Below are 13,388 nucleotides of genomic sequence, written 5' to 3'. Positions count from 1 at the left end.
AAATAGCTCACCGGATGACCGGAACAATCAAACGAAAATGGAAAAACTACTATCCTGAAAAAAATATTCAAACCGTAATTGTGTAAACCTATTTTAGAACTAACTTTAAAGTGTAAACTAACACCAGTATTAACAACCAATAGTGTAAACTTTTTTCAGGACGGGTCAATGAATAACGTCAAAATCTTGTTTCATTTTGTTTCACTCAGTTTTCGCAAACGCCTGATTACCAATTAATTGACCCGAAATCTTGTTTCACTTGTTTCATCTGTGTCACACACGCGTGAAACAAACGCATCACGGTCTGCCGCAGGCCAGGTTATTTGGCTCCCAACTCAATCACCTGCAAATCCTGGATCTTACCAGCATCAATAGCAAACCGCATCAGCGTACGCACCTTTTGCCAGCCCTGCTTGCCCGCCGCGCCGGGGTTAAGGTGCAGGCAGTTGATCTTCTTATCATAGATCACCTTCAGGATATGCGAGTGACCGGATATAAACAGCTGCGGCGGGTTGGCGTAGATCTCCTGCCGTATCCGCAGGTCGTAACGGTCGGGGTAGCCGCCTATGTGGGTCATCCACACATCCATATCCTCGCACGTAAAGCGTAGGTTCTCGGGGTAAGCTTGCCTTATCTCCTTGCCGTCTATATTACCGTATACGCCACGTAAGGGCTTAAAAGCGGCAAGCTTATCCACCAGTTCCAGGTTGCCGAAGTCGCCGGCGTGCCACACCTCGTCGCAAGCCTCAAAGTGCTTAAAGACGGCGTCGTCCAGGTAGCTGTGGGTGTCTGATATAAGGCCTATGCGGGTCATGTGGGTGTGGGTTAGAAGATGGTGAAGAACGGCCCCAAAGCCGCCTCGTACTGCTGCGAGTATACCTTAGGCTCACGATAGATAACAAACTGCTGATCCGCCTCCCTATCATCGCCCAAACCAAGCACCAATATCTCGCGGTGCGGCTCAGAGTCAGGGTATGATAAGACGTTGACTTTGTACCTCAGCTTCAAGCCGCAATCGGCAGCTATCCCTTTAACCCAGGCTGACGTTGGCAAAGGCAGGATCAGCCACAGCTCGCCATTAGCTGTCAAGTGCCTACCGGCCAACCTCACCAACCGATCAAAGAACTGACCGTCGGCATGCTTGGCCAACGTCTTCCCCGCCTTCGGCGACTCCAAAGCATTGAGGTAAAAGGGCGGGTTGGTCACGATCAGGTCGTACCGACTGTCGGGGCGCTTGCCCAGGTAGTGCTCAAAGCTCTCCGCATACACAGCCAAACGCCCCGCAAATGGGGAGCCCGCGAAGTTTCGCTGCGCGGTAAGGGCAGCAGTATCGTCAACCTCAACAGCGTCAATCCGCGCAGCCCCAAACCGTTGTGCCAGCATGAGGGCTATAACGCCCGTGCCGGTACCAATATCAAGGATAGTATCGGGTCGCCCCGCTCCTGCCAATGCACCAATCAGCACGCCATCGGTATTGATCTTCATGGCGCAACCGGCCTGGTCTACATTAAACTGCTTAAAGCGGAACATAGGGCGAAGATAAGAGAATTTGCATTGGCTGTCACCCTGAGGCACTCGAAGGGCTTACGTAGGTATTTGCCCTATCGCTCGTAAAACTCTATCGGCAACCCATCAGGGTCAGCAAAGAAGGTGAACCGCTTACCCGTAAAATCATCCACCCGGATAGGCTCAACAACCACACCATCAGCTACAATAGCGGCTACCGCATCGCTAATATTATCCACCTCGAAAGCCAAATGGCGCAGGCCGGCAGCCTCGGGCCGCGATGGCCTCGGCGCAGGGTCCGGAAACGAAAAAAGCTCGATCTGGTAGTGGTTGCCCACTTCCAGATCAAGCTTGTATGAGTTGCGCTCAGCGCGATAGTTCTCTTGCAGTACCTTAAAACCGAGTGTCTGCGTATAAAAGCGCTTCGACCGCTCGTAATCCGAGCAGATGATAGCGATATGGTGGACGCGGTTAATCTTGAGCATTACTCTCCTAAAATGGCGTGCAATACGTTGTCGTACACCAGTTTGATATCCATGATGTTACCAAATGGCTCGTCGTCGATGCTTAACTTGCCAAGGTGGGTAACCGTGCCTAGTAAGCTAAACTCGGTCTCGCTGGTAGCCATAAGCTCTATAAAGCGCTCCTGGTCTGCCGGTGCAACACTCACTACTACCCTGCCCTGTGCTTCGCCAAACAGGAAAGCATCTTTACGGATGCTACCATCTGATTCGATTGCAAAGCCCAAACCGTTTGGCAATGATGACTCAACCAAAGCGATGAACAAACCACCATCCGCAACATCATGTGCCGACTGGATCATCTTGTGCTTGATCAACTCTTTCACCACTTGGTGCATAGCATACTCCTTGTCCAAATCAAAATACGGAGCCGGAGCCTTCAAAATTTTGTGATAAGACGCAAGGTATTGAGATGAAGCGATATCGTTTACAGACTCGCCTATCAAGTACACCAAATCATCAGGTTGTTTAAAATCTAATGTCATGATGTTACTTATATCATCCATAACACCTAACATACCAATGGTCGGGGTCGGGAATACCGGACCGTCATCTGTAGATTGGTTGTAGAAGCTCACGTTACCACCGGTAACAGGCGTTTCGAACTTAAGGCAAGCTTCGCTCATACCTTTTATAGCACCAACAAACTGCCAGTAAACCTCGGGCACGTATGGATTACCAAAGTTCAAGCAGTTGGTGATAGCAACAGGCTCGCCACCGGCGCAGGTAATGTTACGTGCAGCTTCGGCAACAGCTATTGCCGTACCTCTCTGGGGATCGGCATACACATAGCGCGAATTACAGTCGGTAGTAATAACGATAGCTTTGTTGGTATTTAGCACGTTAACCACAGCAGCATCGCACGGGCGGTTAGTGGTCATAGTAGCCACACCAACCATTGAATCGTACTGATCAGTAACCCAACGTTTTGATGCGATGTTAGGGTGAGATATCAGGTGCTCGGCAACATCTAACAGGTTAGCCGGCTCGGCAACATCTTCAATTCTAAACTTTTGGTTCTCGGCAAAGTAAGCAGGCTCCTTGTATTCACGTTCGTATACCGGGGCGCCACCGCCTAGTACCAAATCATCAGCAGGTACATCAGCAACTAATACGCCACCTGCATAGTACTCTAAACGTTTGGTATCCGTAACTTCGCCAATAATAGCGCAGTTCAGGTCCCATTTATCAAATACTGCTTCAACCTCTTTCTCGCGGCCCTTGTGTACCACAATCAGCATACGCTCTTGTGACTCTGAAAGCAGGATCTCAAAAGGTTTCATATTTTCCTGACGGGTGGGTACCAGGTCAAGGTTTATCTTCATACCGTGCTCGCCTTTGGCAGACATCTCAGAGTTTGAACAGATGATACCTGCCGCGCCCATATCCTGCATACCTACAACGGCACCGGTTTTAATAACTTCTAAAGTAGCTTCAAGTAATAGCTTCTCCTGGAACGGATCACCTACCTGTACAGCTGGTAAGTCATTTACAGAGTCCTCGGTAATATTCTTCGATGCGAAAGCAGCACCGTGAATACCGTCTTTACCGGTAGCCGATCCTACTATGTAAACAGGGTTACCAACACCGTAGGATGTAGCCGATACGGTTTCGCCAGCCTTAACGATACCGGCAGAGAAGGCGTTAACCAGGGGGTTAACGTTGTAACACTCGTCAAAAAACAATTCGCCACCAACGGTTGGGATGCCGAAGGCATTGCCGTAATGGCTGATACCTTTAACCACACCTTTAATTAACCATTTGGTCTTATCAAGGCTGATATCGCCAAAACGCAAGGAGTTTAGCTGCGCGATAGGCCTTGCACCCATGGTAAAAATATCGCGGTTAATACCGCCTACACCAGTAGCAGCACCTTGATAAGGCTCTAAAGCTGACGGGTGGTTGTGCGATTCGATTTTGAAAGCACAGCCAATGCCATCGCCTAAATCAACTAAACCTGCGTTTTCTTCGCCGGCTTTAGCCAGCATGCGCGGGCCGTCTTTAGGTAAAGTTTTCAGCCAGGTTATAGAGTTCTTATATGAGCAGTGCTCACTCCACATTACCGAGAATATAGACAACTCGGTAAAGTTGGGCACGCGGCCTAATATTTCAATTATTCTATCGTATTCGGTAGCAAGTAAACCTAAGTCTTTAGCTGTTTCAACGGTGGTAAGTTCGTTATTTTCCAATGTTGTATTGTTTTTTTGAAAGGATGCGCAAAAGTAGGTAAAAAAGGCGACAAGCTAAAAGCCATTTAAATCGTAAAAGCAGAAAGGCGAAAGGCCGAAGGTGAAATAAATCAATTCACACTTCGGCCTTTCGCCTTTACTATTTAGTGTTTATTTAACATCAGTTTTCTTCCAGCATAAAAGCTATGGGCAATGTCAATTTCACCCTTACAGGCCGGCCGTTTTGCATACCCGGTTTCCAGGGTTTTGCAAGCTTAAGCACCCGTATAGCTTCTTCATCTAACCCATAGCCTTGTCCGCGTTCGAGTTTAAAGTTAGTCAACTGCCCGTCTTTTTCCACTATAAAACTCACAATAACCTTACCGCTTATGCCATTGCTGCTGGCCACGCCGGGGTATCGTATCGTGTTTTGTAGAAATTTTGTCCAGCCTTGCATACTATTCATAGGTTCAGGCATCTTTTCGGGACTAAGCATTGGGGCGGCATCTACTTCGGGATCTGCAAGACCTGTGCCAGCTGTACCTGTTCCGCCTTCGCCCCCGCCACCAATAGGAGCTGCGTCAATACCGGTTGTTACGGTGGTTTGTCCTACGTTCGTTTTGTTATCTATTATAGGTATGTCTAAAGCATCAATGTCGGGTGTAACAACTGGCGGAGGTAATGCCGCGCTTTTAGCTAGCACTACCGCCTTAGGCGCCGATGCTGGTTCCGAAGTTTTAGGTTTTGGGGGCTCTACCTTTTTAGGAGGTGGCGGCGCAATAAAAGTCAGATCAGTTTTTACTTCCGTCCATTTATCCATCACTGGCTTTGCCGCTATTAATTTACCAACCGTAAAGGCTACAACGATAGCAGTAACGAAAGTAATAGCCATTGCCTTTACAACGTTGTCGGCATAGTGTTTTCTGATGGCAAATGCACCGTAGTCTTTGTTGCGTTTGTCAAATACAAGATCAAGCCACTCGGTCTTGTACAAATTTGAGTTTGAAATAAGCATAGTGATTAAATTTTAAGTTTGTTAGTATAACGCTTTTCAAATGCCAGTTGTTGCAACAATATTGCGTTTTACTGTTTTTGCAACATTATTGCATTTATTATTTTATCTGATTAATCTTAGGGTTTTATAATTAGTAAATTAGCAAACAAATGCAACAGTATTGCAATTAACCCACGGACGCGCATTAGATTCTACCAGGCAGAAACAAAAAAAGTCACGCTTTCTGCGTGACTTTACAAATTTTATATTCTTTGAACTTTCTTTCCCTACCATTCTTTTGGAACAACCGCATTTTTCTTTTTATCCTTTTGTGGCGCTGCTTTAAATTGCATGTACGATTTCAACATCGTGCCCACATCCCGGCAGTTAGCGGTTACCATTGTTAGGTAGCCTTTGTAGTCTTGCTCATTAAGCTTTGTAGATCCTTTTTCAAGCGGATAGTTTTTGCCGGCAACGGGCACATAGTTGGCATATCTGTCACGCTCATATGGCGAGACAATAAAATCCGTAAACCAATAACGATACCTACTGTCTTTTAGCTCCATAACCAAATTAAAGCTCACGCTGGCATCCTCGTGCATAGCAATCATTGATCTTTTTGAAACCAGCACCCCGCCCGTAGCATTAAGCGTCAGCTTTGCTTTATCTGCCTTAAAAAACTTTAAGCGATCCTTACCATAAGCTTTCTGTAGGAACAATAACCCTCTATTGTATAAGGTGTCAGCCGGTAAATCTGGTTGCGATACTACCTGGTAATATATAAACTTTTGATTCTCGCCTATCAACAAAGTATCGCTCTGGGCAAATACGCTTGCCGATTTCAAAGCCATGATCAGCGCGACGATAACTATTCTTTTCATTCTGTAAATATAAAAAGCCGCCCAATAGCTGAGCGGCTTTTACTATTAATTATATATATATTATTAGAATGCGTATACAGCGGCTAATAAAAACTGTGAAGCTTGTTTAGTAGCCGCACCACTGCTGTTAGTAAATGCATTAGTCGAAGCGTTGTCTAATCTGAACTCAGGAATAAAGGTAAGCGGACCAGACTTGATATTTGCAGTTGCTGTGATTGCAGTTACAGATTGACCTGCTGCAGGACCTGCAGTTACATAAGTACCGGTTTTGGTTTTGAAATACTCGCCTCTTAACCCTAAAGTTACAGCGCTTGATACAGCTAACTGAGGGTATAAAGCTGCACCAACGTAACCACCGTTACCGGCGCCTTTGCTAGCTCTGAAGCTTGCAGCGTTTAGGCCTAATTTGAAAGCTTCTGTAACTTGATATGAAGTAGTTAAGTCAAGTACAGTACCTGAGGTTGGCGTTTCGTTGTCGCCATAAATTAAATTAATGTAAGCGTTCCAACCATCAACAGGTGATAAAAATAATTGAGCACCTAAAGTATTTACCCTAGAAACTGACTTGTAAACATTCCACTGATCATTAAATGCACCTACCATTAAGCTTGCTTTAGGCGAAAAGGTGTAAGTGGCTTTAAAACCTGCATTTTGGAACGGACCGTTTGTGAACAGGTAAGAAGTTGAATAGTTAAAGTTACCCACCGGGCTTATAACTTCGTAACCAACAAATGTACCCATATAACCCAAAGTCAAGTTCAAGTTGTCTGTCGCATCATACGATACGTACAAGTTTTGTATATGGTACGAATTGTTGGCATTTGCAGGATTTCCATCTCCATTAGGTATCGACTGATACTGTCCTCTCGGACCGAAAGATACTTCACCAACAAATGATGCTTTGCCTACTTTTTTCTTTAATGCCAGGTCAACCATGCCAATTGAAATAGAGTTTTGATCTGTCGCGAAGCTGGTCGGCACGTTATTGTGACCAGAAAAGTCGTATTTGTAATACGCATCAACCGAACCGGTGATAGTTAGAGGTGGATCGGCAGGCTTATCCTGGGCTTTAACAGTTAATGCACCGAATGCTACTAATGATACAAGTAATAATTTTTTCATGATTTGATTGATAAGTGTTTGATAATATTTGTTGTGTTTATTATTTGTTGGTTTGTTTTAATTGCTTTACACCTGCTATGATTTGAGGTTACTATTCATTTGCGATTGGATTTCACCCATATTGTCGAGTAAATTGCAAGATTTCAACTTTGTCATTAAAATAATTGCTACCAAATGCATCTTTTATTAAAATTTTGATAAAACTATGGATGTATTTTATCAAAACCAAATATAAAATCAAAAAAAGTTAATAAAACCGAAGATTTTTGCGATTAATTAAAAATAACAGCGCATTTATATCGGTAATTTTAACATTTAATAACGGATAAACATTTAAAAATAACAATTATTCAATTTTTTTTTACAACAAATCAGAAATACGCAATATAAATGAGCCAAAAACACTCTAAAAACTCACAGAAATTCCGAGATTACGATATATGCAACGCATCCATGGCCCAATATTTAGGATTTTCGTTAAATCCTCAGTTTAATAACGTAATTAATTGAAAATCCCTGACACTTACTTGGTGTAGGGGCTCTGCTATTTATTTAAGTCTGCCATGGATCAGTCACGTAGGGCGTTTGTTTAATAAATTGCGCGGGGGTAGAAAACGCGCTTTGAATTTGTCCATTAATAATCACTGGTATATATTTAGTGTAATAAATTATCTTCATTTATAAAGTATAATTCTATTTTTGAGCTAAACCATCAAGATAAATCGCACCTTATGCCTAATATTCGTTTTCAAGCACTTCAAACTGTTGCAATGCGGACAATTCCTGAAATAAAGCCGCCATCGACCAAGATTTCTGACTTTTATGGGGCAAACGTCTTTGATATAAAAAAAATGAAAGAGCTTCTTTCAAAAGAAGCTTATAACAGCATAGTAAACTCTATTGAAAAAGGCGAGCCTATACCCCGCGACATGGCCGAGCAGGTAGCAACAGCCATGAAATCATGGGCGCTAAGCAAAGGTGCAACACATTACACCCACTGGTTTCAACCATTAACCGGTACAACTGCCGAAAAGCATGATGCGTTTTTTGAACCAACGGGCGATGGCGGCGCTATAGAAGTTTTCTCTGGCGATGCCCTGGCACAACAAGAGCCGGATGCTTCAAGCTTTCCGAGCGGAGGCATTCGTAATACTTTTGAAGCACGCGGTTATACTGCCTGGGACCCATCGTCTCCCGCATTTTTAATGTCACGCACTTTATGTATTCCTACTGTTTTTGTATCATACACAGGTGAGGCGCTTGATTATAAAGTACCATTGTTAAAAGCAGTAAGTGCTTTAGACAAAGCCGCGGTTGACGTGTGTCACTATTTTGATAAAAGCATTGAAAAAGTAAATGCTTCATTAGGTATTGAGCAAGAGTATTTTTTGGTTGACATTGCTTTGTTTAATGCCCGCCCGGATCTTCATCTTACCGGTCGTACCCTTTTTGGCCACATGTCTGCCAAAAATCAACAGCTAGAAGACCATTACTTTGGTTCTATTCCTGAGCGTGTATACGTTTTCATGCAGGATATGGAAACCGAAGCATTATTATTAGGTATACCATTAAAAACACGCCATAATGAGGTTGCACCATCGCAATTTGAGTGCGCCCCTATTTATGAAGAGATAAACCTTGCTATTGATCATAATCAGTTGTTAATGGACCTGATGGACCGCGTAGCAAAACGCCATAACTTTAAAGTATTATTGCATGAAAAACCATACGCCGGGATTAACGGATCTGGTAAGCACAATAATTGGTCGATGATTACCAATGCGGGTAAAAACCTGCTATCACCGGGTAAAACCCCAAAGAATAATCTGATGTTTTTAACCTTCTTTGTAAACACCATCAAAGCGGTTTATGAGCATGCAGATCTACTACGGTCATCTATAGCGTCAGTAAATAATGATCATCGTTTAGGTGCTAACGAAGCCCCCCCTGCTATTATTTCTATTTTTTTAGGCAGCCAGTTGAGCGAGTTATTGGACGAGATTGAGACCTCGCGCATTAGCAAAAAAATTAAAGACGAAGCTTTGTTATGGCAAGGTATCCCTAAAATACCACAGATATTAAAGGACAACACCGATCGTAACCGTACATCGCCATTTGCCTTTACTGGTAATAAGTTTGAGTTGCGTGCGGTAGGCTCTTCGGCGAATTCGGCCAGCCCTATGACTATTCTGAACCTGATTGTAGCCGACCAGTTAAAGAAATTTAAATACGACGTAGATAAATTATTAAAGAAAGGCGAAAAGAAAGATGTTGCCTTATTGATGATCATCAAACGTTATATTAAAGAATCCAAAAGCATACGCTTTGAGGGTAACGGCTACAGCGATGAGTGGGAAAAGGAGGCAGAAAGACGCGGCCTGTCAAACTTCAAAACTACGCCAAAGGCGCTGGATGCTGTAATATCTGAAAAGTCAGAAATTTTATATGCAGAAAATGACGTTTACACCAAGCGCGAAGCCCATGCCCGCCATGAAATACTACTAGAAAGCTTTTATAAAAAACTGCAGATAGAGGCCCGTGTTATGGGTGACCTGGTGATGAACATCATTATACCGGCAGCAATTGATTACCAAAGCAAATTGGTTGAAAATGCCAGAGGATTAAAAGATCTTGGCCTTGATAAAAGTGTTTACCAAACCCAAATGGATATTATTAATAAACTGGCAGAACATATCAATTTCATCAAAACCAATGTCGATCAGATGGTATCAGAACGTAAAAAAGCCAATGAGATTGAAGATTTGCGCGAGAAAGCCATTACTTATGACGAGAAGGTTAAAACCTACTTTCAGCCAATACGCTACCACGTTGATAAACTAGAGCAACTGGTTGACGACTCGTTATGGCCACTGCCAAAATTCAGAGAATTGTTATTTATATAGTAAACAAAAAAGCCTCCCGAAACCGAGAGGCTTTTTTGTTTACTCATCTTAATTTGTTATTCTGAATAGGAAGCGTAACAAGGAAACCGGTAGCGTTAAGCTTTTGCAAACAAATCGCTCTGCTTGTGCTGTTCAAGAAACAATTCACGGTATCGCGACAGCAAAATAGATTTGGATACAAAGCCAACAAAGCGCCCATCTGTAACTACCGGTAAATGCCAAACGTCTACCTCGTCAAACAATTCAAGTACGCGGGCTGCGGTAGTTTGATAATCAATAATAATAGGTGGCACTGATGCTATATCTACAACTTTGGCGCCGGGTTCTGGCTGCTCAAACAGCTGTTTTCTTATCTCTTCAACTAACACAATCCCTGATAGCTTATCTCCAGCGTCGACCACGGCAAAACGGTTAACGGTGCTGCCGGCAACTACTTTATAAAATTCTGCCAAAGGCATATCACTTTTCACAATAACGTGTTGCAAGCTTATAATACTGTCTATAGTAATAGCATTAAGCATTACATAATCTTGACCGGGATGAATATCTTTTTCGTGAATAAGCTCGTGCCAGTAAACATTGTGCGGATTGGTTAACCGCGATATGATGTAAGATATCGCTGATACGATCATTAACGGGATAAACAATACGTAACCTCCGGTAATCTCGGCAATCAAAAATATGGATGTCAAGGGCGCATGCAGCACACCACTTAGTGCGCCTGCCATACCAACAGCTATAAAGTTACTGGTATTTAGGTGTACCCAACCTAATTGATTGACAGTAAAGGCTACAAACAAACCAAGGAAAGCACCGGTAAACATAGTAGGCGCAAATGTACCGCCATTACCGCCCGCGCCAATAGTGATGCCTGCCGCGATGATCTTGGTAAATACCAGTGCCGCAATAAAACCTATCATAAATACGGGATTTGACAGCCAGGAAGCAAACAGGTTTTCTTCCTTTAACACATACAAATGCCCATCTAAAACGGCTTGCAAGTAATGGTAACCCTCGCCAAACAGAGGCGGAAATAGTATGATCATTACCCCCAGCAATACACCGCCGGCTATGGCGCGCAGGTAACGGTTCTCGGTTTTAATGATACCTTTTTCAAGTATGGGGGCCACCTTGGCTATGTATATAGAGATCCATCCGCAAAATAAACCCAATACAACGTAAAATGGGATAGCCTGCATGGCCCAGCCCCCAGTAACCAAATGAAACAGCTGGCCCGAATATAATGCTTTTGATACTACTACACCGGTTGCCGATGCTATTAATAATGGTATAAGCGTTGGTATGGTGATCTCTCCTATCAAGACCTCTAACGAAAACAGCACTCCGGCAATAGGGCTGTTAAATACCGCTGCGATACCTGCCGATGCCCCGGCAGCAATAAGAACAGTTTTCTCGTAGGCGGTAAGGTTAAAAAACTTGCCTGTATTTGACCCGATAGATGCCCCGGTACTGACGATTGGCGCTTCAAGACCGGATGAGCCGCCAAAGCCTACGGTGAGCGAACTGGTGATCAACTGCGAATAGATGTTATTATAACGAAGGTTTGAACGATTTTTTTTAATGTTAAATAAAACGCTACCGATCCCTTTTTGAATGGTATCACGGTTAACAAAATGTTGATAGGCTACCGTAAGTAAGATACCAAGCGCCGGCAAAAACACATAAATAATATGAAATGGAAGGTTCGAGGATATGTTATGGCTTAGCTCTTCCATAGTGTGCACCAGGAATTTTAGCGTTATAGCAGCCAAACCAGCAAACATCCCTACAAACACACTGCAATAAATAAGGAAATTGCGTTGGCTATTTTGACGCATACGCCAGCGGGTAATTTTGTAAAGAACAGATTTTAACATAGATGTAATGAAAATCAGGATATTAATAATTACTGCCTGATAAAAACCTATTAAGCACTATATTTGGGGCATGATTTCTTCGCAAAGATACGATCAAAGAGGTGTATCTGCCTCAAAAGATGATGTACATAACGCAATAAAAAATATCGACAAAGGTATTTTTCCCAAAGCATTTTGTAAAATAGTACCAGATATATTAACTGACGATCCTGCCTATTGCAATATTATGCACGCTGATGGCGCAGGTACAAAATCGTCATTAGCTTATACCTACTGGAAAGAAACCGGCGACATTTCGGTGTGGCGCGGTATTGCCCAGGATGCTATTATTATGAATTTGGACGACCTGCTTTGCGTAGGTGCCACAAATAACATTTTGCTGTCATCAACCATCGGCAGAAATAAAAACCTTATACCGGGTGAAGTAATAGCGGCCATTATTAACGGCACTGAAGAAATTTTAGCCGAGCTGCGCGAAGCGGGTATAGGGATATATGCTACAGGGGGCGAAACGGCCGACGTAGGTGACCTAGTGCGCACCGTTATTGTCGACTCGACCGTTACCTGCCGCATGAAACGTGAGGACGTTATATCCAACGACCGTATCAAACCTGGCGATGTGATAGTTGGCCTGGCTTCGTACGGGCAAGCTACTTATGAAACCGAATACAATGGTGGCATGGGTTCAAACGGCCTTACGTCTGCCCGTCATGATGTGTTTAACAAAACTGTAGCTGATAAATATCCGGAGGCTTATGACGCAGCGATACCTTATGAGCTGATTTTCTCGGGCTCGAAAAATTTAACAGATCAGATTGAGATTGGCGAGGGTAAAACTATTGATGCGGGTAAACTGGTCCTATCAGCAACGCGTACTTACGCACCTATCATCAAACAAATATTAGATAAATACCGAGGCCAAATAAACGGCATGGTGCACTGCAGCGGTGGTGCGCAAACCAAAGTATTACACTTTGTTGAGGGTTTGCATATTATAAAGGATAATCTTTTCCCTATACCACCGCTCTTTAAGCTGATACAAGAAGAATCGGAAACCAGCTGGCAAGAAATGTATAAAGTGTTTAACATGGGCCACCGTATGGAACTTTATGTACCTGAAGCAATTGCTGCCGATTTAATAGCCATTTCAAACAGCTTTGGCGTTGAGGCGCAGATCATTGGCCGCGTTGAGGCGGGTGAGCATAAACAGGTGACTGTTAAATCTGAGTTTGGTGAGTTTGTTTATAACTAGAGATTAGTAATTACTAGAGATTAGTAATCAGTAGATATATCGTAAACAAAAAATCCTCCACGGTAAACGAGGACACTGAAAAAGTAATTCAATAAAACGTATTACGAGAAGCGATCAAGAGAAAAGGTAACTTTTACTTGGTCGTTTTTTTGTTCAGATTTATT

At 43.3% G+C, this 13,388-nt stretch carries 10 protein-coding genes; 2 read left to right on the top strand and 8 right to left on the bottom strand.

The features are described 5' to 3' along the window. Positions 1-319 precede the first annotated feature (319 nt). From ACFSYC_RS19375 to ACFSYC_RS19345, 7 genes are all read right to left on the bottom strand, one after another. Complete coding sequence (locus ACFSYC_RS19375; protein WP_377130517.1) at positions 320-814, bottom strand: metallophosphoesterase family protein; 495 nt, start codon at positions 812-814, stop codon at positions 320-322. 11 nt (positions 815-825) lie between these two features. Further along, entirely contained in the window at positions 826-1,530 is a 705-nt protein-coding gene (locus tag ACFSYC_RS19370) for a tRNA1(Val) (adenine(37)-N6)-methyltransferase (protein ID WP_377130516.1), read from the bottom strand. Between the two features lie 71 nt (positions 1,531-1,601). Continuing rightward, positions 1,602-1,991 (bottom strand): SMU1112c/YaeR family gloxylase I-like metalloprotein, encoded by a 390-nt coding sequence (gene gloA2 / locus ACFSYC_RS19365; RefSeq protein WP_377130515.1) that lies wholly within the window; start codon positions 1,989-1,991, stop codon positions 1,602-1,604. Then, positions 1,991-4,216 (bottom strand): phosphoribosylformylglycinamidine synthase subunit PurL, encoded by a 2,226-nt coding sequence (purL, locus tag ACFSYC_RS19360; RefSeq protein ID WP_377130514.1) that lies wholly within the window; start codon positions 4,214-4,216, stop codon positions 1,991-1,993. Before purL ends, gloA2 begins: the two co-directional genes overlap by 1 nt. Positions 4,217-4,376: 160 nt before the next feature. Continuing rightward, the gene (locus tag ACFSYC_RS19355) at positions 4,377-5,210 is read right to left on the bottom strand and encodes an energy transducer TonB (protein WP_377130513.1); all 834 of its coding nucleotides are present in this window, start codon (positions 5,208-5,210) and stop codon (positions 4,377-4,379) included. A gap of 266 nt (positions 5,211-5,476) precedes the next feature. Further along, positions 5,477-6,070: a DUF4468 domain-containing protein gene (locus ACFSYC_RS19350; RefSeq protein ID WP_377130512.1), complete on the bottom strand. Its 594-nt coding sequence runs from the start codon at positions 6,068-6,070 to the stop codon at positions 5,477-5,479. Positions 6,071-6,133: 63 nt separating this feature from the next. Continuing rightward, positions 6,134-7,192 carry an outer membrane beta-barrel protein gene (locus tag ACFSYC_RS19345; RefSeq protein ID WP_377130511.1) on the bottom strand — a complete coding sequence of 353 codons (1,059 nt, stop codon included), beginning with the start codon at positions 7,190-7,192 and terminating at the stop codon, positions 6,134-6,136. Between the two features lie 731 nt (positions 7,193-7,923). Between ACFSYC_RS19345 and ACFSYC_RS19340 the strand changes: the two genes are divergently transcribed. Beyond that, entirely contained in the window at positions 7,924-10,095 is a 2,172-nt protein-coding gene (locus tag ACFSYC_RS19340) for a glutamine synthetase III family protein (protein WP_377130510.1), read from the top strand. A 95-nt stretch (positions 10,096-10,190) separates the two neighbouring features. Here ACFSYC_RS19340 and ACFSYC_RS19335 read toward each other — a convergent pair whose 3' ends face one another. Further along, the gene (locus tag ACFSYC_RS19335; protein ID WP_377130509.1) at positions 10,191-11,972 is read right to left on the bottom strand and encodes a chloride channel protein; all 1,782 of its coding nucleotides are present in this window, start codon (positions 11,970-11,972) and stop codon (positions 10,191-10,193) included. Between the two features lie 70 nt (positions 11,973-12,042). Here ACFSYC_RS19335 and ACFSYC_RS19330 point away from each other — a divergent pair, with 70 nt between their 5' ends. After that, a complete protein-coding gene (locus ACFSYC_RS19330; protein WP_377130508.1) occupies positions 12,043-13,224 on the top strand; it encodes an AIR synthase related protein in 1,182 nt (393 codons plus the stop codon). Positions 13,225-13,388 lie beyond the last annotated feature (164 nt).

This window comes from Mucilaginibacter antarcticus, from assembly GCF_042686155.1.
In the GTDB taxonomy this organism is placed as follows: domain Bacteria; phylum Bacteroidota; class Bacteroidia; order Sphingobacteriales; family Sphingobacteriaceae; genus Mucilaginibacter; species Mucilaginibacter antarcticus.
The sequence above is the reverse complement of the archived record's forward strand: the minus strand, read 5'-3'. Positions and strand labels throughout refer to the sequence as shown.